The sequence below is a fragment of the Pseudomonas sp. PB101 genome (assembly GCF_009764265.1).
Taxonomy (GTDB): domain Bacteria; phylum Pseudomonadota; class Gammaproteobacteria; order Pseudomonadales; family Pseudomonadaceae; genus Aquipseudomonas.
This window is the reverse complement of the sequence record NZ_RWIR01000019.1, coordinates 16,037-37,908: the sequence shown is the minus strand read 5'-3', so window position 1 is coordinate 37,908 and position 21,872 is coordinate 16,037. Positions and strand designations below refer to the sequence as shown.

The following is a 21,872-nucleotide window of genomic DNA, read 5'->3' as shown; positions in this document are numbered from 1 at the left end:
CACAGGGATTGAGGTTGCTCACATAATTTGTGAACTACCTCAATCCCTGTGGGAGCCTGGCTTGCCAGCGATGGCGGCCTGAAGGGCTACAAGGATTACTTGGAAAGAAACCGCATCCCTTCCTCCAACCCGCGAAGGGTCAGCGGATACATCTGGTCGTCGATCAAATCCCTCACGATGTTGGTCGATGAGGTATAGCCCCAAGTGTCCTTCGGATAGGGGTTGATCCAGATAAGCTTCTTGTACTTCTCCTTGAACCGCTGCATCCACACGTAACCGGCTTCTTCGTTCCAGTGCTCGACGCTGCCGCCCGCCTGGGTGATTTCGTAGGGCGCCATGGCGGCGTCGCCGATGAAGATCACTTTGTAGTCGGCGCCGTACTTGTGCAGCAGGTCCATGGTCGAAGTGCGCTCGGAGGTGCGGCGCATGTTGTTCTTCCACACCGATTCATAAATGAAGTTGTGGAAGTAGAAATACTCCAGATGCTTGAACTCGGTCTTGCAGGCCGAGAACAACTCCTCGCAGATCTTCACATGGGCGTCCATCGAGCCGCCGATGTCGAACAGCAGCAACAGCTTGACGGTGTTACGCCGTTCCGGACGCATCTGGATGTTCAGCAGGCCGGCATCCTTGGCGGTGTGGTCGATGGTGCCATCGATGTCCAGCTCTTCCGCCGCGCCCTGACGGGCAAACTTGCGCAAGCGCCGCAGGGCGACCTTGATGTTGCGGGTGCCCAGTTCGACCGAGTCGTCGAGGTTTTTGTATTCGCGCTGGTCCCAGACCTTGACCGCCTTGCCCTGGCGTTTGCCAGCGTCGCCGACCCGAATGCCTTCCGGGTTGAAACCGCCTGAGCCGAACGGGCTGGTGCCACCGGTGCCGATCCACTTGTTGCCGCCGGCGTGGCGTTCCTTCTGCTCTTCGAGACGTTTCTTGAACTCTTCGATCAGCTTGTCCAGACCGCCGAGGGACTGGATCGCCGCGCGCTCTTCATCGGTCAGCGAGCGCTCGAACTCCTTGCGCAGCCAGTCTTCGGGGATCAATGCCTGAAGATGATCGTCGAGCTTTTCCAGGCCATTGAAGTAGGCGCCGAAGGCCCGGTCGAACTTGTCGAAATGCTTTTCGTCCTTCACCAGGATCGCCCGGGACAGGTAATAGAACTCGTCCATGTCGGCGAAGGTCACGCGCTGTTTCAGCGCGTTGATCAGGTCCAGCAGTTCACGCACCGAGACCGGCACCTTGGCTGCGCGCATTTCATTGAACAGGTTGAGCAACATGGCATCAGCCTCTTAGCGGGTGCCGCGACGGCTCATGAACGCCAGACGCTCCAGCAGTTGCACGTCCTGTTCGTTTTTCACCAGCGCACCGGCCAGCGGCGGGATGGCCTTGGTCGGATCGCGTTCGCGCAGCACCGCTTCGCCGATATTGTCGGCCATCAGCAGCTTGAGCCAGTCCACCAGTTCGGAGGTCGAAGGCTTCTTCTTCAGGCCCGGCACCTTGCGCACGTCGAAGAACACGTCCAGCGCTTCGCTGACCAGGTCCTTCTTGATGTCCGGGTAGTGCACGTCGACGATCTTCTGCAGGGTGGTGCGGTCGGGGAAGGCGATGTAGTGGAAGAAGCAGCGGCGCAGGAACGCGTCCGGCAGCTCTTTTTCGTTGTTGGAGGTAATGATGATGATCGGCCGCTTCTTCGCCTTGATGGTCTCGTCGATTTCGTAAACGTAGAACTCCATCTTGTCGAGTTCTTGCAGCAGGTCGTTGGGGAACTCGATGTCGGCCTTGTCGATTTCGTCGATCAGCAGGATCACCCGCTCCTCGGATTCGAAGGCTTCCCAGAGCTTGCCCTTTTTCAGGTAGTTACGAACGTCGTGGACTTTTTCGTTGCCCAGTTGCGAGTCGCGCAGGCGGCTGACCGCGTCGTACTCGTACAGGCCCTGGTGAGCCTTGGTGGTGGACTTGATGTGCCAGGTGATCAGCTTGGCGCCAAAGGATTCGGCCAGTTGCTCGGCGAGCATGGTCTTGCCGGTGCCCGGTTCGCCCTTGACCAGCAACGGCCGCTCCAGGGTGATGGCGGCGTTGACCGCCAGCTTCAGGTCATCGGTGGCGACGTAGGCCTGGGTGCCTTCGAACTTCATCTGCTAATCCTCGAACGGTAACGCCGACCTGAACGAGGCAGGGCGGTGCGGGGCGAAATAGTTGTAGTACCCGACTATAACGCGGTGCCCGGTCGACTGTGAACGCAGACGGCCTATTCAGTCTCTGAATGGAGCGTCACTTGGTGACTCAGCCTGCATCCGGTTGGGGTCGTTCATACCGTGCATTGAACGCCTGGATGAAACCATTGCGTAAAATCTGCAAAAAAGCCTGGAACGCGCTGACATCTTGCTGATGTACGTTGCCTTTGAGTTCGACCCGTGTGGCGAACTGGTTTTTGCCCTGGTTTTTCAACACGGTCTCGGTACCGCCGACAAGGGCTTCCCAAATCGAGCGGAACAGCCCTTTGTCCTTGTTTTCCACGTCCTGCTGCCAGTTGAACACGTCGACATCGCGCAGCAACGGCTTGATATAGCCAGTCAGTCGCCCTTTGTCGGCTTTGGCTTCGATCACCACGTCGCCATGGCCGGCATTGAAGTCGAACTTGCCGTAGGCCGCGGCGAAGTCGTTCATGCGCTTGAGTTCGATTTCCCTGGCGCGCAAGCGAAATTCGAAGTCTTCGAAGTTGCTCAAGGGATCGAAAGTGGCCGTGGTCTCCAGTGGCGCATGCCCCAGCAGCAGGGCCTTGCCATCGAAACGCGCATCACGCTTGCCTTTGGTATCGACCACGTTGGTCAGGTTGAAAATGCTCGCATCGACTTTTGTGGCGTTCATGTTCACCGGCGGTTTGGAATTGAAATTGCGAAAGCTGATCTTGCCGTCGCTGATCCGCACTTCGTTCAGGGTGATGGGCAGCAGCTTGCCTAACTGGGCGCGCCAATCGGTGCCCTGGCCGGTCTGGGAGTTTTGCTTGTTGGCCCCGCCGTCGACGAAGTTGACCTCGGGACGAATGAACTGCACTTCGGCCACCACCGCATGGTCGTACCAGAGTGAGTGCCAACTCACCGAAAGATCGATCAGTGGCGCGTTGACGAAGGGCACCGGAACCTTGCCCTCGACCTTGACGATTTTCAGGCCGTTGATCTTGTAGGCCCCGCGCCACAGGGCCAGGTCCACGTCGGTGATTTGACCCCGATAGTCGCCCATGTCCGCCAGCCGCTCATTCAGGTAGTCGCGCACCAGATAGGGCAGGGCGATGTGTAGCGATATCAACAGTGCAACGAGGCCGATGAGGGTCCACAGGGGCCAGCTGTATCGACGTTTCATGGTGGCAAATCTCTGGCGATCTAAAGCCATTGACTGCACTGATCAGCGGACGTTCGACCTGACTGGACGCCTGCGGGCAAGAGGCTTACCTTGATGCCCTCTTTTTGCTGTCGTTAAGGACCCAGCCATGAGCCGCATTTTCGCTGACAACGCCCACTCCATCGGCAATACACCGCTGGTGCAGATCAATCGCATTGCGCCGCGTGGAGTGACCATCCTGGCCAAGATCGAAGGGCGCAACCCCGGTTACTCGGTGAAGTGCCGGATCGGCGCGAACATGATCTGGGATGCCGAGAGCAGCGGTAAACTCAAGCCGGGCATGACCATCGTCGAGCCGACCTCGGGCAATACCGGCATTGGCCTTGCTTTCGTGGCCGCCGCCCGTGGCTACAAGCTGATGCTGACCATGCCGGCGTCCATGAGTATCGAGCGGCGCAAGGTGCTCAAGGCACTGGGTGCCGAACTGGTGTTGACCGAGCCGGCCAAAGGCATGAAAGGTGCCATCGAAAAAGCCGGTCAAATCGTTGCCGGCGACCCGTCGAAGTACTTCATGCCGGCGCAATTCGACAACCCGGCCAACCCGGCCATCCACGAAAAAACCACCGGCCCGGAAATCTGGAACGATACCGACGGCGCGGTCGATGTGCTGGTGGCAGGCGTCGGAACCGGGGGAACCATCACCGGGGTTTCGCGGTATATCAAGAATACGCAGGGCAAACCGATTATCTCGGTGGCGGTGGAACCCGTGGTGTCGCCGGTGATTACCCAGGCCCTGGCCGGTGAGGAGATCAAGCCGAGCCCGCACAAGATCCAGGGCATCGGTGCCGGTTTTGTGCCGAAGAACCTTGATTTGTCGATTGTCGATCGTGTGGAGCTGGTCAGCGACGAAGAGTCCAAGGCCATGGCCTTGCGCCTGATGCAGGAAGAAGGGATTTTGTGCGGCATCTCCTGCGGCGCCGCCATGGCAGTGGCTGTGCGGCTGGCGGAGACCCCGGAAATGCAGGGCAAGACCATCGTCGTGATCCTGCCCGATTCCGGTGAGCGTTATCTGTCGAGCATGCTGTTCAGTGATCTGTTTACCGACCAGGAGAATCAGCAGTAACGATCCATTGAACGGGTCCGGTTGATGATGGGATCGCATCAGCCGCCGTTCAGGTGCCTCATGTTAAGAAATGGTTTGTTGCATATTCATTAACGGTGAATGTTGAAAAGTGCAGGTTTTTCAACGGGTCGCTAGTGTTTATCATGCTGGCAGCCATGTCGGGCAAGGGACATGGCGCAGTATCGTTTATCTTCAAAGGAGTTGTTGATGACCTTATCGTTTGCCGCTAAAGCCTCGTTGTTGCTGCTCTTTCTGGGCAGTACCCTGTATGTGCATTTACGCGGCAAGGCGCGGTTACCTGTTTTACGCCAGTTCGTTAACCATTCGGCCCTGTTCGCCCCCTATAACGCCTTGATGTACCTGTTTTCCGGCGTGCCCTCCAAACCCTATCTGGACCGCAGCAAGTTCCCCGAACTGGATGTACTCAAGGACAACTGGGAGGTGATTCGCGACGAGGCGATGCACTTGTTCGACGAGGGGTATATACGCGCGGCGGCAAAGAACAACGATGCCGGTTTTGGCTCGTTCTTCAAGAAGGGCTGGAAGCGTTTCTATCTCAAGTGGTACGACAAACCGCTGCCTTCTGCCGAAGCCTTGTGCCCGAGAACCGTGGAGCTGCTCAGCCGCATTCCCAATGTCAAAGGCGCCATGTTTGCGCTGCTGCCCGGTGGCAGCCACCTCAACCCGCATCGCGATCCGTTTGCCGGCTCCTTGCGTTATCACCTGGGCCTGTCCACCCCCAATTCCGATGATTGCCGCATCTTCGTCGACGGTCAGGTTTACGCCTGGCGCGATGGGGAAGACGTGATGTTCGACGAGACCTACGTGCACTGGGTCAAGAATGAAACAGAAAAGACCCGGGTCATCCTGTTCTGCGATATCGAGCGACCACTGAACAATCGCTTCATGACCCGCATCAATCGCAGTATCAGCGCCTGCCTGGGACGTGCCACCGCCCCTCAGAACCTGGACGACGAGCGTGTCGGCGGGATCAACCGGGTCTACGCCTGGAGCAAGAACTCCAGCGATAAAATCAGTGGAGCGGTCAAGCAATGGAAACGACGCAACCCCAAGGCCTACCGTTTGCTGCGCCCGGTGCTGGCGGTGGCGGTGCTGACGTTATTGGGGTATTGGTTGTTTGGCTGAGTCGTTGCAATCCATGTCGAACGCTGGTTATAGTCGGCGCACGGTGAGTTTCGGACTCCCTTTCTTTTCCCTCGAACAAAGATCAGCCCAATGCCTGCATCCCTCATCAACGCGGTAGTCGATTCAGCGGTCAACGCTGGCGTCGTGCCGTGCGGGAATCAGCAGCCCGGGCAGATCAGTCATTACCCCCCACCTGTCAGCCGCACGCCGGTGTGCGCAGTCGTATCACCGCCAGGCGTTGGCGTTTCGGGCTGATCAGCTGCTTTCTGCTGTTCCCCCAGCCCGCCTGAAAAAAACGACTGAATTTCAGCTTCGGCTGAGTTGGCTTGTTGCCTGACTACAGGTGGTATTCATGTTTGTCCTTTCGAAAAAATCCGCGCTCGCGGCGGCGTCCACGAGCCTGTTCGTCCTGCTGTGGAGCAGCGGGGCGATCTTCTCCAAATGGGGGCTGGCCCACGCGTCACCCTTTGCCTTCCTGATGTTTCGGTTTGTCATCGCGCTCTGCGGCCTGGTGTTACTGGTGCCCTTGCTCAAGCTGAAGTTGCCCAAGGGCGGCAAACCGATGCTGTATGCGATGGCGACCGGCGTGGTGCTGTTGGGGGCTTATCAGATTTTCTATCTGCTGGCCCTCGACCTCAAAGTCACGCCCGGGGTGATGGCGACCATCATGGGCGTGCAGCCGATCCTCACCGTGGTGCTGATGGAACGCCAGCGGTCCTGGAGCCGCCTGTTCGGCCTGACCCTGGGCCTGACCGGGTTGATCATGGTGGTCTATCAGGGCATCGGCCTGGCCGGGATGTCGCTGGCCGGGATGCTGTTCGGCTTGCTGGCGCTGGCGAGCATGACGTTCGGTTCGATCATGCAGAAACGCATCACCGACAATCCTCTCGGCACACTGCCGGTGCAATATCTGGCCGGACTGCTGTTGTGCGGGATTTTCGTACCCTTCCAGCCGTTTCACTTCGAGCACGGCAGCGGTTTCATCGTGCCGGTGCTGTGGATGGGGCTGGTGGTGTCGGTGTTGGCGACGTTGTTGCTGTACCGCTTGATCGCCCGGGGCAATCTGGTGAACGTCACCAGCCTGTTTTACCTGGTGCCGGCGGTCACGGCGGTGATGGACTATCTGATCTTCGGCAATCGCCTGGCGATGTTGAGCCTGTTCGGCATGCTGTTGATCATCGTCGGTCTGGTGTTCGTCTTCCGTAAAACTGGGTAAAACCGAGAAGGCCCGGAGCGCTGCTCCGGGCCTTTTTCATTTCGCCAGCGCGTGCTCGGCCCGCACCGAATTCATGAACGCCTGCATCGCCGACGACTGAATGCGATGACGTCGGGTGATCAGCCCGAAGGGTGGCAGCCGTGCCTCGAACTTGATCGGCAGCACCGCGAGCAGATCGCGGCCGGGATAATCCTCGACCACCGACAGCGGCGTGACGCCGAGCATGTCGGTCTGCTGAATCAACGACAGCAAGGTCATGATCGACGTGGTTTCGACGATGCTGCTCGGGATATCGACCCGTGCGTTGTGGAACACCTGGTTGATGATCGCGCGCATCGGGCTGGGTTGCTGTTGCAGGACCCAGGTCATGTTCTGCAGTTCGGCCCAGCTCAGTTGTGTGGCCTTGGCCAGTGGATTCTGTGCCCCGGAAATCACGCACAGCGCTTCTTCGCCGAGGCTGTCGAACAGCAGCTCCTCGGCCCGGGCACCGGCCGGAATCCGCCCCAGCACGATATCCAGCTGATCCTGTAAAAGCGCCTGTACCAGTACGTCGCTGGTGTCGACCTGAATGCTCATCGACAAACGTGGATGGCTTTGTTTCAAGGTCGCGATGGTGCGCGTCAGCAGCCCCGAAGCCAGCGCCGGAATGGCCCCGACTGCGACCCGGCCAAGGTTGCCCGATTGCAGGGCGACCAGCTCTTCGCGCATGCCGCTGAGTTCGGCGAACACCATGCGCGCGTAGTAGATGACCGTTTCCCCGAACGGCGTTGAGCGCATGCCCCGGGGCAGGCGTTCGAACAGTTCGACGCCCAGCAGGTCCTCGGCTTCATGGAGCATTTTGGTCGCCGCCGGTTGGGTCATGCCGATGTGGTCGGCGGCACGGCGTAACGAGCCGAACTCCTGCAACGCCAGCATCAACCGCAGTTGGCGCAGGCGCAGTCGACTGTGGATCACGTTGGCTTCTGGAATTCGAACATCAGGCGTTCGGGTCATGGGCTCGACTCGCAAGAAAGACTGCGGCAAGCCTGACAACAATTGCCAGGCGTTGCCAGCATTGCTGTGTCACAGCACCGATTTAGTCTTGGCGACCCCGGATTTGCGCAGGCCGATCAACGTTTGCAGTGCTTTGGAAATCAACGGCCAGAACAGCATCAGCAGGGCTGCCGTGGTCAGGCTGCCCACCAACGGGTTGGACCAGAAAATCCCCAGGTGCCCGTCGGAGAACAGCATCGACTGGCGGAATGCATCTTCGGCCTTGTCGCCCAGCACCGCCGCCAACACCAGCGGCGCAATCGGGTAGCCGAGTTTCTTGAACAGATAACCCAGCGCACCGAAGCCGAGCATCAGCACCACGTCGAAGAACGAGTTGTGCACCGAGTAGGCACCGATGGCGCAGACCATGATGATGATCGGCGCGATGATCGAGAACGGAATGCGCAGGATCGAGGCGAACAACGGCACGGTGGCCAGCACCACGATCAGACTCACCACGTTGCCCAGGTACATGCTGGCGATCAGGCCCCAGACAAAATCGTGTTGCTCGACAAACAGCGTCGGCCCCGGGTGCAGGCCCCAGATCATCAGGCCGCCGAGCATCACTGCAGCGGTGGCGGAACCTGGAATGCCCAGGGTCAGCATCGGCAGCAGGGCACTGGTGCCGGCCGCGTGGTCGGCGGTTTCCGGGGCGATCACGCCTTCGATTTCACCCTTGCCGAAGTTGTCGCGGTTCTTCGAGAAACGCCGCGCCAGGCTGTAGCTCATGAACGACGCGGCGGTGGGGCCGCCCGGTGTGATGCCCATCCAGCAACCGACCAGGGTGCTGCGCACGATCGTCCACCAGTAGCGCGGCAATTTCGCCCAGGTGCGCAGGATGACCATTGGCGTGATCCGCGCATGCTCGCCACGGAACACCAGGCCTTCCTCGACGGTGCAGAGAATTTCGCCGATGCCGAACAGACCGATCACCGCTACTTCAAAGCTGATGCCGGTCATCAGGATCGGCTGGTCGAAGGTCAGGCGCAGGTTGCCCGATACGGTGTCCATACCGACGGCGGCCATGGCGAAACCGATCATCATCGCCACCACGGTTTTCAGCGGCGGGTTCTTGCTCATGCCGATGAAGGTGCAGAACGCCAACAGGTACACCGCAAAGAACTCCGGCGAACTGAAGGACATGGCGAACTCGGCAATCCGCGTCGACAGGAATGTCAGCAGCAACACCCCGCACAGGGCACCGATCAGGGCCGAACTGAACGCGGCGGTCAGGGCTTCGGCGGCGCGCCCTTCGCGGGCCATCGGGTAACCGTCGAAGGTGGTCGCCACCGATGACGGCTCTCCGGGGATGTTGAACAGGATCGAGGTGATCGAGCCGCCGAACAGCGCGCCCCAATACATGCACGACAGCAGGATGATCGCCGACACCGGCGACATGGTGAAGGTCAATGGCAGCAAGAGTGCCACGCCGTTGGGGGCGCCAAGGCCGGGCAGAACGCCGACCAGAATGCCCAGCAGCACGCCGATCACCATCAGGCCGATATGGCCCGGCGTGAGGATCAGGTTCATGCCTTGCAGCAGGGAATCGAACTCGCTCATTTGAAATTTCTCCCGGCCAGGGCAATCCAGTCGCCCATCGGGCCGGCATCCAGCGGCACCTTGAACCACAGTGCGAAAATCAGGTAACTGGCCAGCACCGCGCCCAGGGACACGCTGCCGATCATCCATTTGCCGTAGGGCTTGGCGCGGACCTTGTCACGCCACATGAACCAGGCAATGAAACACGCCGACGCCACATAGATCCCGGTAAAGGGCATGGCGCCGACAAACAGTGCAATCGGCACGAACACCGACATCACTTGTTTGAAAGCACTGCGACTGACGAACGCAACGCTCAAGACTTGCCAGCGCACCAGGGTCAGCACGCCGTTGGCGATGCTCGCGGCGCTCAACATCAGGCCGATGTAAAAGGGGAAGTAACCCGGCTCGGGGCCGGCATCACCCCAACCGATGCCTTGTTCGACACTGCCGAACATCACCACGGCGCCGATCAGGGTGGTGAACAACGCCAGGCCGAGTTCGACCCAACGGGTGCCGACCAGCGCCGGTGAATCCGAAGAATGGGACATGAAAACACCTCCAGCAGATGACGACCGCCCGCAGGCGAGCGGCCGCGACAACTCAGTTTTTCAGCCAGCCGGCTTCTTTGAATACCGGGGTGACGCGGGCGGTGTCTTTTTCGATGTAGGCGGTCAGCGGTTCGCCTTCGAGGAAGGTCGGCACCAATGCGTTCTGCTTCACGTAGGCCTTGAACTCATCGGTCTGGGTGACTTTGCGCATCAGCTCGACATAGAACGCCCGTTGTTCGGCGCTGATGTCGCCTGGCATGAACACGGTGCGCGGAAAGCGGTACTGATCGATGCCCAGGCCTTGTTCGTGGCAGGTCGGAACATCGGCCCAGGATTTATCGCCGGCGACTTTTTCAGTGTAGGCCATGCGCTCTTTACTGAAGACGCAGAGCGGCTCGACCTGATCGCCACGCCATTGGCTGATGCTTTCGCTGGGGTTGTTGACGTTGGCGGCGATGTGTTTGCCGGCCAATTGGGTCGCGGCTTCACTGCCGCTCTTGAACGGGATGTACACCAGTTTGCTGTTGGTGGTCTGGTTGAGCAGCAGGGTCAGGGTCTGGTCGACATCCTTGGACTGGCTGCCACCCATGCGCAGGTTCGACGGATCAGCCTTGACCGCCTCGTAGAAGCTTTTCGCGTCCTTCCACGGCGCGCCTTTGTAGCTCCAGAGGATGAAGTCGTCTTCGGCGACGGCGGCAATCGGCGTCAATTCCTGCCACTGGTAACCGAGCTTGGACACCAGCGGCAACAGGTAGATGTTGTTGGTGCCGATCACCAGTTTCTCGGCATCGCCCTTGTTCATTTTCATGTCGAGGAACGCTTCGGCGCCATTGCCGCCGCCCTTGTTGAGGACGATGGTGTTGACGTCGAGCAGCTTGTGCGTGGTGATGATCGACTGGATCAGGCGACCGAGTTGGTCGGTGCCGCCACCAGGGCCGCCAGCCACGACGATTTCGACATTCTTGTCCGGTTGCCAGGCGTGAGCGAGGGCGGGAAGGGCGCCGGCGGCGACCAGTGTGCAGCCAAGAAACAGACGGGATGTGCGACGGACGAATGCATTTCGCATGATGGAATGGCCTCGTTTTTGTGTTTTTTGTAATTGTTATGAGCGGCTTGTCTGCGCTGTAAAGCCGCAAGCCTGGCCCGAGTGTGGGAACGTGCCGTCGCCGCGTCTAGTCAAAACAATACATACACCGATAGCCTGGGGTTATACCTCGGCGCAGAAACGTTGAAAGGTCGTTGAAAGCAGGGCATGACATAACCCGGGGCTATCACCCGATTTCAAGTTTTGATTAGACGGTTATCGATGAGCCTCCGATAGTGCTCAACAACACCCATTCCGTAGGAGCCGGCTTGCTGGCGATAGCGGTGTGTCAGGCGCCATCAATGCTGGTTGATGCGCCGCCATCGCCAGCAAGCCGGCTCCTACAGATCGAACGTTTTGCATCACCACAAAAATAATAAAAGAGGTACGCACCATGGCTCGTTCCAGTGCTTCCCTGCATCTGCCTGGCGCAGGTGCTTCGCCCGCAGCGGTGGCAACCGCCAAGGCCAGCAATGTGCGCTGGCGGATCTTCGCGATCATTTTCGCGCTGACCATGGTCAACCTGATCGACCGGGTTTCGCTGTCCATCGCGATGCCGACCATCGCCCAAGAGTTTTCCTTGTCACCCGGCATGCAGGGTCTGATCCTCAGCAGCTTTTTCTGGGCCTATGCGTTGTTGCAGATTCCCGGTGGCTGGATGATCGACCGTTTCGGTCCGCACCGGGTCATCAGTTGGTCAACCGGTTTGTGGGGCACGTTCCAGGTGTTGGCGGCGTTTGCCACCGGCGGCCTGTCGTTGTTGTTTGCACGGGTTGCGTTAGGCGCCGCCGAAGCGCCGCTGTTCCCATCGGGCGGCAAACTGATTTCGCTGTGGCTGGCCCCGGGCGAACGCAGTCGCGGCGCGGTGCTGATGGACAGCGGCAGCCCGCTGGGTGTGGCGCTGGGCGGATTGATCATTGCCTATCTGATTGCCTCGCTGGACTCCTGGCGGTTGGCCTTTGTCATCGCCGGTATCGCGACCCTGGTGCTGGCCTTGCTGGCGCGGCGTTATCTGCGCGATGACCCGGCCAGCCACCCGCAGGTCAATGAACCGGAGTTGCAGAAAATCAACGCCGGACGCGCCACCCCTGCCGCCGAAGCCGCACGCGCACCGGTCAAGGGCCTGGGCATCGCCGCCCGTTCCCTGAGCGCTCTGCTGATCGGGCGGGCCAGTTGGGCAATGGTGTATTTCGGTCTGCTGACCTGGGGGCCAAGCTATCTGTCCCAGGCTCGCGGGTTCGATATCAAGGGCATTGGCGCGGCGACGTTCGTGATCTTCGTCTGCGGCGCCCTGGGTTCGTTGACCGGTGGTTTCCTCTGCGACGGTTTGATCCGCAAAGGCGTCAGCCGCGCCGTGGCGGTCAAGAGCCTGCTGGCGTTTTCCGGCCTGGTAGCGCTCGGCGCATTCCTGTTGCTGCCGACCCTCAGCGATCCTTTTGCGGCTGTGGCGCTGTTGGCCATGACCGCGTTTTTCCTGATGTGGGGCAGCCTCTACTGGAGTTTCCCGGCGCTACTGGCGGCACCGGCACGGGTCGGCCTGATCGGCGGTGTGATGAACATGGCCGGCAGCACCGGCGGCATCGCGGTGCCGATCCTGGTGGGCGTGATCCTGCAAGTGTCCGGTGGTTTTGCTCCGGTGCTGGGGTTCTTCGCGGCTTGCTCGGCGGTGTTCGTGCTGGCCACGCTGTTCATCAGCCTGGATGAGGTGCGCCATGACTAATCCGTTATGGAGCGGCCCGATCATCGACGCCCATCATCACTTCTGGGACCCGACCCTCAACGATCATCCCTGGCTCGCCCCCGAGGCCAGTATCCCGTTTCGCTACGGTGATTACAGCGCCATCAAGCGCCGCTATTTTCCCGAGGATTACTTCGCCGATGCGGGTTCCCACAACGTCGTGCAGACGGTGTACATCGAGACCGAATGGAACCCGCAGGACCCGATTGGCGAAACCCGTTTCATCGAGCAACTGGCCGCCCGTTACGGCGTGCCGAATGCGGTTGTGGCGCAAGCCTGGCTCGATCATCCGGACGCCATCGATGTGCTGACCGAACAGGCCGGCTTCAAGTGTGTGCGCAGCGTCCGCCACAAACCCGGTGGCCCGATCGCCCCCTCGCAAGTCGGGCACATGCGCAGCCTGATGAGCGACGAACACTGGCGCCGCAGCTATGCCGCGCTCGAAGGGCTGGGCCTGCATTTCGACCTGCAGACACCCTGGTGGAACCTGCACGAGGCCGAACGGCTGGCCCGGGATTTTCCTGGTGTCACGCTGATTCTCAACCACGCCGGTTTGCCCAATGACCGTAGTGCCGAAGGCCTTGCGGGTTGGCGGCTGGCGATGGCGCGGCTGGCCCAGTGGCCGAACGTGCAGGTGAAGATTTCCGGTCTGGGGCAGGGCGGCCAGCGCTGGCGCGCCAAGGACAACGCCTGGATCGTGCGCGAAGTGATCGCGATGTTCGGCAGCCATCGCGCGATGTTTGCCAGCAACTTTCCCGTGGACAGCCTGTGCGGCTCGTTCGACGACATCTACAGCGGTTTCAAATCCATTGTCGCCGATCTGCCAGTGGCCGATCAGGAGCGACTGTTCTACAGCAACGCGCAGCGGGTTTATCGCTGCGAGCCTTGCGCCATTGACCGGGCGTGGCCTGAACCCTCGAGGAGTGAAGCATGAAAAAATCCACCATCGCCATGGTCCTGGGTGACCCGGCGGGCATCGGCCCTGAGTTGATCGCACGCCTGCTCGCCGAACCCGAAGTACGCAACAAGGCCAACGTGATCCTGATCGCCGACGAGGCGGAAATGCGCCGCGGCATGCGCATTGCCGGCACCGAGTTTCCTTATCGGCGCGTGGACGCTTTGGAGCGGCTGGAGTTTGTCGATGACACGCCGCTGTTTTATGACTTTCGTGGCGACACCGTTGGCGAGTTCCCGCGCAGCGAAGCCAGTGTGATTGGCGGTCGCTACAGCCTCGACACCCTGGAAAAAGCCCTGCGCCTGACCGAAGCCGGCACCACTGACGCGATACTGTTCGGGCCGCTTAACAAGACTTCGCTGCACATGGCCGGTATGGCCCACAGCGACGAGTTGCATTGGTTCGCCGAGTTGCTGGGTTTCCACGGGCCGTTCTGCGAATTCAACGTGCTCGACAACCTGTGGACTTCAAGGGTGACCTCCCACGTGGCCCTGGCCGATGTGCCGGGCTTGCTCAGTCAGCAGCGGGTGGTGGAAGCGATCCAGTTGATCGACACGGCGCTCAAGCGCAACGGCCTGGAGAAGCCGCGGATCGGTGTTTGCGGTTTGAATCCGCACAATGGTGACAACGGCTCGTTCGGCCGCGAAGAGCTGGACATCATCGGTCCGGCGGTGCGCTCGGCGCAGGCGCTGGGGATTGCTGCGGAGGGCCCGTATCCGGGGGACACGATTTTCCTCAAGGTCCAGGGCGACGCCAGTGCCTTCGACGCGGTCGTCACCATGTATCACGACCAAGGCCAGATCGCGATCAAGCTGATGGGCTTCTCCCGTGGCGTGACGGTGCAGGGCGGGTTGCCGATCCCGATCACCACCCCGGCCCATGGCACCGCGTTCGACATCGCAGGGCAGGGCAAGGCCAACGTCGGCGCGACGCGCCAGGCGTTCGAAATTGCCTGCCGGATGGGCCGCAACCGCCACTGACACCACGCAATACCCCTGTAGGAGCCGGCTTGCTGGCGATGCGGTCTGGCAGACACTTTTCAGGTGCCTGACGGACTGCAATCGCCAGCAAGCCGGCTCCTACAGTTTTGTGGAAAGGCTGATAACTCGATCTACTCAATAATCGGTTTTTGCTATCACCCCAGGTTATCGCCGGATACGCATAAGTGATTATCCGCAACCCCCGGGCGCTGGCTAAAGTCGGCCCATCGAATGCCGGAGCCCACCGATCAAGAGGCTCTGCGTACACGACCAACAATGACAAGAAGGCCGGTAGCCCAAGGACTGTATTCATGAAAATCAAAGCGATCCGTACCCGCGTTTTCGAGTGGAAAGGCAAAGTCGTCCCACCTCAGGCGCACTTTTGCACCAATGCCAGCGACATCCTGTTCGAACGTGGCGATGCCATGGGCTCGTTCCGTTTCCACGGCTGGCTGGTGGTGGAAGTCGAGACCGACACCGGTCTTGTCGGCATCGGTAACTGCGCCCTGGCGCCGCGTGTGGCCAAGGAAATCATCGACACCTACCTGGCACCGATCGCCATTGGCGAAGACCCGTTCGACAATGAATACATCTGGCAGAAGATGTACCGCCAGAGCCACGCCTGGGGCCGCAAGGGCATCGGCATGGCGGCGATCTCGGCGATCGACATCGCGATCTGGGACATCATGGGCAAAGCGGTGAACAAGCCGGTGTTCAAGCTGCTTGGCGGTCGCACCAAGGAAAAGATCTGGACCTACGCCTCCAAGCTCTACGCCAACGACAACCTCGACCTGTTCCTCGAAGAAGCGCAGGGCTATCTGAGCCAGGGATTCACCGCGCTGAAGATGCGCTTCGGCTATGGCCCGAAGGACGGCCCGGCGGGCATGCGTCGCAACATCGAACAAGTGCGCGCCCTGCGTGAGCTGGCCGGCCCCGACGTCGACATCATGCTCGAATGCTACATGGGCTGGACCCTCGAGTACGCCCGGCGCATGTTGCCGAAACTGGCCGAGTTCGAACCGCGCTGGCTTGAAGAACCGGTGATTGCCGACGACATCGAAGGCTACATCGAGCTGAAAAAGATGGGGATCATGCCGATCTCGGGCGGTGAGCATGAGTTCACTTCCTACGGCTTCAAGGACCTGCTGGAGCGTCGCGCCGTCGACGTGATCCAGTACGACACCAACCGCGTCGGTGGCATCACCGCCGCGCGCAAGATCAACGCCATGGCCGAAGCCTGGTCGGTGCCGGTCATTCCGCACGCCGGACAGATGCACAACTATCACCTGACCATGTCCACCACCGCTTCGCCGATGGCCGAGTTCTTCCCGGTGTTCGACGTCGAGGTCGGCAACGAACTCTTCTACTACGTGTTCAAGGGCGAGCCGCAACCGGTCAACGGCTACATCCAGCTCGACGACGACAAGCCGGGCCTGGGCCTGGAAATCTCCGATGAGTACCTGAGCGACTTCAACATCATCGAGTGACCTTCAGGCGCCGCCTCCGGGCGGCGCCAACCCTGACTTTCTGGAGGGCCGCCATGCGCCTGATTCAATTCGAAAACACCGCCGGGCAGCGCCAGGTCGGACTCGTCGAGGGTTCGCAAGTCCAGGTGCTGCAAGCCACCGGCAGCACCCGTGAGCTGGCACTCGCGGCAATCCGCGCCCAGCGCAGCCTGCAGGAAGAAGTTGCGCTGCGCGGCACCGAGCCTGGTCCTGACTATGCGCTGCTGCTGCAGCAGGGCAAGGTTCTGCCGCCGCTGGACCACGAAGACCCGGCGCATTGCCTGATCAGCGGCACTGGCCTGACCCATTTGGGCAGTGCTTCGGCACGGGACAAAATGCATCAGCATGACGGTGAGGTCGAAGCCGGCATGACCGACACCATGCGCATTTTCAAATGGGGCCTGGAAGGTGGAAAACCGCCGGCAGGGCAGGTGGGTGCGCAGCCGGAGTGGTTCTACAAAGGGGACGGCAGCATCGTCGTGCGACCCGGCGCGGACTTCCCGGTGCCGCCGTTTGCCGAAGACGCCGGTGAAGAACCGGAACTCACCGGACTCTACGTGATTGGCGACGACGGCCAGCCGTACCGCGTGGGTTATGCACTGGGCAATGAGTTCTCCGACCATGTGATGGAGCGTCGCAACTACCTGTACCTCGCCCATTCGAAACTGCGCAGTTGCTCTTACGGTCCGGAGTTGCGCGTGGGCGAGTTGCCCCGGCACCTGGTCGGCACCAGCCGGATCAAGCGCAACGGTGAAACGATCTGGGAAAAGGAGTTTCTCAGCGGCGAGGACAACATGTGCCACAGCCTGGCCAACCTGGAGTTTCATCACTTCAAGTACGCGCAGTTCCTGCGTCCCGGTGATGTGCACGTGCATTACTTCGGCACCGCCACTCTGTCGTTTGCCGACGGGGTAAAGACCCAGCCGGGAGACAGCTTCCAGATCAGCCTCGATGAGTTCGGCGCGCCGCTGGTCAACGGTATCGGCGAAAGCGCCCAGCCGCTCGGCATCGGTCAGGTGCGCACGCTTTAACCCTTGTAGGAGCCGGCTTGCCGGCGATAGCGATTTGGCGCGCGACGCCGATGTTGACTGATCGATCGCCATCGCCGGCAAGCCGGCTCCTACAGGGTCTGCAATCGATCAAGGAATCCCACATGACCACACTTCTCGGACACAACTACATCGGCGGTCGCCGCAGCGCCAACGGTACTTTGCAGTTGCACAGCCTCGACGCCACCACCGGCGAGCCCTTGCCCGTTACCTTCTTCCAGGCCAGCGAAGCCGAAGTGGATGCCGCGGCGAAAGCGGCGGCTGCGGCTTACCCGATCTACCGCAACCTCAGCGCTGAAAAGCGCGCAACGTTCCTCGATGCCATCGCCGATGAAATCGATGCGCTGGGTGATGATTTCGTCGCCACCGTGTGCCGCGAAACCGCGTTGCCCGCCGGACGTATTCAAGGTGAACGCGCGCGTACCAGCGGCCAGTTGCGCCTGTTCGCCAAGGTGCTGCGTCGCGGTGATTTCTACGGTGCGCGCATCGACCGCGCATTGCCGGATCGCCAGCCGTTGCCACGCCCGGACCTGCGTCAGTACCGCATCGCCCTGGGGCCGGTGGCGGTGTTCGGCGCCAGTAACTTTCCGCTGGCATTTTCCACCGCCGGGGGCGATACCGCCTCGGCGCTGGCCGCCGGTTGCCCGGTGGTGTTCAAGGCCCACAGCGGACACATGGCGACCGCCGAGTGGGTAGCGGACGCGATCATCCGCGCCGCCGAACGCACGGAAATGCCGGCCGGCGTGTTCAACATGATTTATGGCGGTGGCGTTGGCGAATGGCTGGTCAAGCATCCGGCGATTCAGGCCGTCGGCTTCACCGGTTCGCTCAAGGGGGGCAATGCCTTGAGCCACATGGCCGCGACCCGGCCACAACCCATTCCGGTGTTTGCCGAGATGTCGAGCATCAACCCGGTGTTCCTGCTGCCCGAAGCCCTCAAGGTGCGCGGCGAGCAGATCGCGGCGCAACTGGCCGGTTCGGTGACGTTGGGTTGCGGCCAGTTCTGCACCAACCCGGGCCTGGTCATCGGCCTGCGTTCACCGCAGTTCAGCGCATTCCTGGAAACCTTTTGCGCGAGCATGAATCAGCAACCGCCACAAACCATGCTCAACGCCGGTGCGCTGGCCAGCTATGGCCGGGGCCTTGGCGAGCTGCTCGAGCATCCGGGCCTCACCCATCTGGCGGGCCAGCCACAACAGGGCAGCCAGGCACAACCGCAAGTGTTCAAGGCCGATGTCAGCCTGTTGCTCAAGGGCGATGGGTTGCTGCAAGAGGAAGTGTTCGGGCCGACCACCATCGTCATCGAAGTCGAGGATCGTGCGCAGTTGGCGGCAGCGTTGCATGGCCTGCGCGGGCAATTGACCGCGACGTTGATCGGCGAGGCCGAAGAGTTACTGGAGTACCACTGGCTGGCTGAAGTGCTGCAAGAGAAAGTCGGGCGGATCTTGCTCAACGGCTATCCGACCGGGGTCGAGGTCTGTGAGGCGATGGTCCACGGAGGGCCGTACCCGGCGACGTCGGACTCTCGTGGCACCTCCGTTGGCACCTTGGCGATTGACCGTTTCCTGCGGCCGGTGTGCTTCCAGAATTACCCGGATGCGTTGCTGCCCGAGGCTTTGCAGAACGCTAATCCGCTGGGGATTCGGCGGTTGGTGGATGGGGAGGTCAGTGCTTCAGCCTTGTAGTGCCTGAGCGGCCGCCATCGCTGGCAAGCCAGCTCCCACAGGGTTGTACGCAGGCCCTTGTAGGAGCTGGCTTGCCAGCGATGGCGTCATCAGCAACACCATCGAATTACCTGGCAGTCACCTCAGCCACCTTCACCGCAGCCGGCTTCAATACCATCCACAACGCCACCGCAATCAACACCCCGCCATAGACATGCGCCATCGACAGCGGCTCATCGAGAAACAGCCCTCCCCACAGCACCCCGAACAGCGGGATCAGAAAGGTCGTGGTCATCGATTTCACCGGGCCGATCGAGCTCAGCAGCCGGAAGTAAATGATGTACGCAAACGCCGTGCATCCCAGTCCCAACCCCAGCAACGACAGCCACACGCTCCAGCCGCCCCAGCTCGCCGGTGGTTGGCTGATCACGCTGTAGCCGAACAGCGGCAACAGGAACAATGTCGCGCCGAGCATGCTGCCCAATGCCGACAAACGGCTGTCGAGTCCACCGGCCTGATCGAGCCAGCGCCGGGCCAGAAACCCTGCAAAGCCGTAGCAAGTGGTCGCGAGCAGGCAGGCAATGGCTCCCATCAGCAGTTGCATATCGAACGCCACGGGGCCGGCACGGGTCAGCACGCCCACGCCGAACAGCCCCAGGAACACGCCGCCGAGCTTGGCGCCAGTGAGCCTTTCATGGAAAAACAGGCCGCCGATCAGCACGCCCATCAAGGGCGTCGTGGCATTGAAAATCGACGAATAACCGGCGGGCAGCACCTGCGCGGCCACCGAATAGAGCGTCGCCGGAACCCCGGAGTTGATCACCCCGAGCAGCATCACGGTCTTGAGCTTGCCCTTGAAATCCCAACTGATGCGCATCAGCCCGAGTATCACCAGCAGTCCGGCAGCGGCGATGGATACACGGAAAAAAGCGGTTGGAATGCTGCCGATCACCGGGGCGATGATGCGCATGAACAGAAAACTCGCACCCCAAATGGCCGCCAGGGACAGTAAACGGAAAATATCGACGGGGTTCACAGCGCGGTCCTTCCTTGATGGAGGGGCGAAAGTGTTGCTGAGTGTGTGACCGATGGCAACCGAAAACCGGGCATTCAATTCGCCCGCAAAATTACGCTTCTCCTGCACCCGCTTCACTGGCTAAGCTCAGGGCTCCCGAATTCCCGCAGAGGTCTCACCATGCCGCAGCAATGGCCAGCCGCCGACATCGCCCGCTTGATCCTCGATGGCTTTGACGATTACCGCGAGCATTTCCGGCAGATCACCGACGGCGCCCGGGCCCGCTTCGAGCAAGCCAGGTGGCAGGAGACGCAATCGGCGTCGGCGGCGCGGATCAATCTGTACGAAGACAAGGTCGGTGAAACGGTGGACCGACTGCGCACCGCGTTTGATGCCGACACGCTGGACGTCAGCTGCTGGCCGCTGGTCAAAAGCGCCTACATCAGCCTGATCGACCTGCGTTTTGACGATGAGCTGTCCGAGACCTGGTACAACTCGATCTTCTGTGGGCTGTTCAGCCATGACCTGATCAGCGACGGCTGCATGTTCATTCACACCACCCGGCCGAGCCTGCGTCGGGCCCGGGCCGCGCAAACCCGCACCTACAAGCCGCACGGCCAATTGTCGGTGATGCTCGCCAGCATTTTCGCCGACTACCGCTTCAGCGAGGACTACGCCGACCTGCCCGGCGACCTCAAGCGCCTCGAAGCGCAACTGCGCGAGAACCTGCCGGACTGGGTGTGCAAGGACCCGGAGCTCAGCGTCGAGTTGTTTTCCTCGGTGCTGTACCGCAATAAAGGCGCGTACCTGGTCGGGCGCATCTATACCGCCGACGAGCAGTGGCCGCTGGCGATTCCATTGCTGCACCTGGAAGGTCGCGGGATCCAGATCGATGCGCTGATCACCGACGAGGCGGACGTGTCGATCATTTTTTCCTTCACCCGCTCGTATTTCATGGTGGATGTGCCGGTGCCGGCAGAGTTCATCGGCTTCCTGCGGCGTATCCTGCCGGGCAAGCACATTGCCGAGCTGTACACCTCTATCGGCTTCTACAAGCACGGCAAGTCCGAGTTCTACCGGGCGCTGATCAACCACCTGGCCAACACCGACGACCAGTTCATCATGGCCCCCGGTGTGCGCGGCATGGTCATGAGCGTGTTCACCCTGCCGGGTTTCAACACCGTGTTCAAAATCATCAAGGACCGTTTCTCGCCATCGAAAAACGTCGACCGCGCCACGGTGATCGAGAAGTACCGTCTGGTGAAGAGTGTCGACCGGGTAGGGCGCATGGCCGATACCCAGGAATTCGCCGACTTTCGTTTCCCGCTGAGCAAGTTCGATCCGGCGTGCCTGGAGGAACTGCTGGAAGTTGCGCCGTCCACGGTGTCGGTGGAAGGCGATACGGTGCTGATCCGTCACTGCTGGACCGAGCGCCGCATGACGCCGTTGAACCTGTACCTGGAAAACGCCAACGAGGCTCAGGTGCGCGAAGCCCTGGAAGACTACGGGCTGGCGATCAAGCAACTGGCGGCGGCCAACATCTTTCCCGGTGACATGCTGCTGAAGAACTTCGGCGTCACCCGTCATGGCCGGGTGGTGTTCTACGATTACGACGAGATCTGCTTCCTCACCGAGGCCAACTTCCGCCATATCCCGCAACCGCGCACCCCGGAAGACGAAATGGCTTCCGAGCCGTGGTATTCGATCGGACCGCTGGACGTGTTCCCGGAGGAGTTTCCGCCATTCCTGTTTGCCGATTTCGGGCAACGCAAGTTGTTCGATCAGTTGCATGGCGAGTTGTATAACGCCGATTACTGGAAGAGCCTGCAGGAAGCGATTCGGGGCGGCAAAGTGATCGATGTATTCCCGTATCGGCGCAAGGGTCTCGATAGCGAGTAGCACCGGTACGAATCCCTGTAGGAGCGAGCTTGCTCGCGAT

Annotated in this window: 18 protein-coding genes; 10 read left to right on the top strand and 8 right to left on the bottom strand. The window is 60.8% G+C overall.

The features are described from left to right. Nucleotides 1-95: 95 nt before the first annotated feature. The 3 genes from EI969_RS05860 to EI969_RS05850 form a co-directional block, all read right to left on the bottom strand. Nucleotides 96-1,274 carry a VWA domain-containing protein gene (locus EI969_RS05860; RefSeq protein ID WP_110658508.1) on the bottom strand — a complete coding sequence of 393 codons (1,179 nt, stop codon included), beginning with the start codon at nt 1,272-1,274 and terminating at the stop codon, nt 96-98. 12 nt (nt 1,275-1,286) lie between these two features. Then, on the bottom strand, nt 1,287-2,132 hold the full coding sequence (locus EI969_RS05855) for a MoxR family ATPase (protein ID WP_007911294.1): 846 nt from the start codon (nt 2,130-2,132) through the stop codon (nt 1,287-1,289). Nucleotides 2,133-2,280: 148 nt separating this feature from the next. Then, nucleotides 2,281-3,357: a DUF748 domain-containing protein gene (locus EI969_RS05850; RefSeq protein WP_160386462.1), complete on the bottom strand. Its 1,077-nt coding sequence runs from the start codon at nt 3,355-3,357 to the stop codon at nt 2,281-2,283. Nucleotides 3,358-3,484: 127 nt separating this feature from the next. On the opposite strand from EI969_RS05850, the gene cysK reads away from it, so the two are divergent. The 3 genes from cysK to EI969_RS05835 all read left to right on the top strand — a co-directional run bounded on the left by cysK (nt 3,485) and on the right by EI969_RS05835 (nt 6,821). Then, complete coding sequence (cysK, locus tag EI969_RS05845) at nt 3,485-4,459, top strand: cysteine synthase A (RefSeq protein ID WP_160386460.1); 975 nt, start codon at nt 3,485-3,487, stop codon at nt 4,457-4,459. Between the two features lie 207 nt (nt 4,460-4,666). Beyond that, nucleotides 4,667-5,605 carry an aspartyl/asparaginyl beta-hydroxylase domain-containing protein gene (locus EI969_RS05840; RefSeq protein WP_160386458.1) on the top strand — a complete coding sequence of 313 codons (939 nt, stop codon included), beginning with the start codon at nt 4,667-4,669 and terminating at the stop codon, nt 5,603-5,605. Nucleotides 5,606-5,957: 352 nt separating this feature from the next. Continuing rightward, nucleotides 5,958-6,821, top strand: coding sequence for a DMT family transporter (locus tag EI969_RS05835; RefSeq protein WP_160386455.1), 864 nt, complete (start codon nt 5,958-5,960; stop codon nt 6,819-6,821). Nucleotides 6,822-6,857: 36 nt separating this feature from the next. On the opposite strand, the gene EI969_RS05830 is transcribed toward EI969_RS05835, so the two are convergent. From EI969_RS05830 to EI969_RS05815, 4 genes are all read right to left on the bottom strand, one after another. Next, a complete protein-coding gene (locus EI969_RS05830) occupies nt 6,858-7,814 on the bottom strand; it encodes a LysR family transcriptional regulator (RefSeq protein ID WP_160386453.1) in 957 nt (318 codons plus the stop codon). A 69-nt stretch (nt 7,815-7,883) separates the two neighbouring features. Next, complete coding sequence (locus EI969_RS05825) at nt 7,884-9,413, bottom strand: tripartite tricarboxylate transporter permease (protein ID WP_160386451.1); 1,530 nt, start codon at nt 9,411-9,413, stop codon at nt 7,884-7,886. Beyond that, entirely contained in the window at nt 9,410-9,943 is a 534-nt protein-coding gene (locus tag EI969_RS05820) for a tripartite tricarboxylate transporter TctB family protein (protein ID WP_160386449.1), read from the bottom strand. Before EI969_RS05820 ends, EI969_RS05825 begins: the two co-directional genes overlap by 4 nt. A 52-nt stretch (nt 9,944-9,995) precedes the next feature. After that, nucleotides 9,996-11,009, bottom strand: coding sequence for a tripartite tricarboxylate transporter substrate binding protein (locus EI969_RS05815; RefSeq protein WP_160386448.1), 1,014 nt, complete (start codon nt 11,007-11,009; stop codon nt 9,996-9,998). Nucleotides 11,010-11,421: 412 nt separating this feature from the next. On the opposite strand from EI969_RS05815, the gene EI969_RS05810 reads away from it, so the two are divergent. From EI969_RS05810 to EI969_RS05785, 6 genes are all read left to right on the top strand, one after another. Then, on the top strand, nt 11,422-12,747 hold the full coding sequence (locus EI969_RS05810) for an MFS transporter (protein WP_160386446.1): 1,326 nt from the start codon (nt 11,422-11,424) through the stop codon (nt 12,745-12,747). Further along, nucleotides 12,740-13,699 carry an amidohydrolase gene (locus EI969_RS05805; RefSeq protein WP_160386444.1) on the top strand — a complete coding sequence of 320 codons (960 nt, stop codon included), beginning with the start codon at nt 12,740-12,742 and terminating at the stop codon, nt 13,697-13,699. The genes EI969_RS05810 and EI969_RS05805 overlap by 8 nt, the downstream gene beginning before the upstream one ends. Next, nucleotides 13,696-14,700 (top strand): 4-hydroxythreonine-4-phosphate dehydrogenase PdxA, encoded by a 1,005-nt coding sequence (locus tag EI969_RS05800; protein WP_160386442.1) that lies wholly within the window; start codon nt 13,696-13,698, stop codon nt 14,698-14,700. Before EI969_RS05805 ends, EI969_RS05800 begins: the two co-directional genes overlap by 4 nt. A 311-nt stretch (nt 14,701-15,011) precedes the next feature. After that, nucleotides 15,012-16,187, top strand: a complete 1,176-nt coding sequence (locus EI969_RS05795; protein ID WP_160386440.1) for an L-rhamnonate dehydratase — start codon at nt 15,012-15,014, stop codon at nt 16,185-16,187. A gap of 53 nt (nt 16,188-16,240) precedes the next feature. Next, a complete protein-coding gene (araD1, locus tag EI969_RS05790) occupies nt 16,241-17,236 on the top strand; it encodes an AraD1 family protein (protein ID WP_160386438.1) in 996 nt (331 codons plus the stop codon). A gap of 122 nt (nt 17,237-17,358) precedes the next feature. After that, on the top strand, nt 17,359-18,939 hold the full coding sequence (locus EI969_RS05785) for an aldehyde dehydrogenase (NADP(+)) (protein WP_160386436.1): 1,581 nt from the start codon (nt 17,359-17,361) through the stop codon (nt 18,937-18,939). A 106-nt stretch (nt 18,940-19,045) separates the two neighbouring features. On the opposite strand, the gene EI969_RS05780 is transcribed toward EI969_RS05785, so the two are convergent. Beyond that, complete coding sequence (locus EI969_RS05780; RefSeq protein WP_160386434.1) at nt 19,046-19,954, bottom strand: DMT family transporter; 909 nt, start codon at nt 19,952-19,954, stop codon at nt 19,046-19,048. 159 nt (nt 19,955-20,113) lie between these two features. Here EI969_RS05780 and aceK point away from each other — a divergent pair, with 159 nt between their 5' ends. Beyond that, nucleotides 20,114-21,832, top strand: coding sequence for a bifunctional isocitrate dehydrogenase kinase/phosphatase (aceK, locus tag EI969_RS05775; RefSeq protein ID WP_160386432.1), 1,719 nt, complete (start codon nt 20,114-20,116; stop codon nt 21,830-21,832). Nucleotides 21,833-21,872: the final 40 nt, after the last annotated feature.

What these genes read in the sequence shown, in the direction of transcription:
- cysK (WP_160386460.1), top strand. Translation starts at nt 3,485, where the DNA reads ATGAGCCGCATTTTCGCTGACAACGCCCACTCCATCGGCAATACACCG.
- EI969_RS05850 (WP_160386462.1), bottom strand. Translation starts at nt 3,357, where the DNA reads ATGAAACGTCGATACAGCTGGCCCCTGTGGACCCTCATCGGCCTCGTT.
- EI969_RS05835 (WP_160386455.1), top strand. Translation starts at nt 5,958, where the DNA reads ATGTTTGTCCTTTCGAAAAAATCCGCGCTCGCGGCGGCGTCCACGAGC.
- araD1 (WP_160386438.1), top strand. Translation starts at nt 16,241, where the DNA reads ATGCGCCTGATTCAATTCGAAAACACCGCCGGGCAGCGCCAGGTCGGA.
- EI969_RS05810 (WP_160386446.1), top strand. Translation starts at nt 11,422, where the DNA reads ATGGCTCGTTCCAGTGCTTCCCTGCATCTGCCTGGCGCAGGTGCTTCG.
- EI969_RS05840 (WP_160386458.1), top strand. Translation starts at nt 4,667, where the DNA reads ATGACCTTATCGTTTGCCGCTAAAGCCTCGTTGTTGCTGCTCTTTCTG.
- EI969_RS05800 (WP_160386442.1), top strand. Translation starts at nt 13,696, where the DNA reads ATGAAAAAATCCACCATCGCCATGGTCCTGGGTGACCCGGCGGGCATC.
- EI969_RS05795 (WP_160386440.1), top strand. Translation starts at nt 15,012, where the DNA reads ATGAAAATCAAAGCGATCCGTACCCGCGTTTTCGAGTGGAAAGGCAAA.
- EI969_RS05815 (WP_160386448.1), bottom strand. Translation starts at nt 11,009, where the DNA reads ATGCGAAATGCATTCGTCCGTCGCACATCCCGTCTGTTTCTTGGCTGC.
- EI969_RS05825 (WP_160386451.1), bottom strand. Translation starts at nt 9,413, where the DNA reads ATGAGCGAGTTCGATTCCCTGCTGCAAGGCATGAACCTGATCCTCACG.
- EI969_RS05805 (WP_160386444.1), top strand. Translation starts at nt 12,740, where the DNA reads ATGACTAATCCGTTATGGAGCGGCCCGATCATCGACGCCCATCATCAC.
- aceK (WP_160386432.1), top strand. Translation starts at nt 20,114, where the DNA reads ATGCCGCAGCAATGGCCAGCCGCCGACATCGCCCGCTTGATCCTCGAT.
- EI969_RS05820 (WP_160386449.1), bottom strand. Translation starts at nt 9,943, where the DNA reads ATGTCCCATTCTTCGGATTCACCGGCGCTGGTCGGCACCCGTTGGGTC.
- EI969_RS05860 (WP_110658508.1), bottom strand. Translation starts at nt 1,274, where the DNA reads ATGTTGCTCAACCTGTTCAATGAAATGCGCGCAGCCAAGGTGCCGGTC.
- EI969_RS05785 (WP_160386436.1), top strand. Translation starts at nt 17,359, where the DNA reads ATGACCACACTTCTCGGACACAACTACATCGGCGGTCGCCGCAGCGCC.
- EI969_RS05830 (WP_160386453.1), bottom strand. Translation starts at nt 7,814, where the DNA reads ATGACCCGAACGCCTGATGTTCGAATTCCAGAAGCCAACGTGATCCAC.
- EI969_RS05855 (WP_007911294.1), bottom strand. Translation starts at nt 2,132, where the DNA reads ATGAAGTTCGAAGGCACCCAGGCCTACGTCGCCACCGATGACCTGAAG.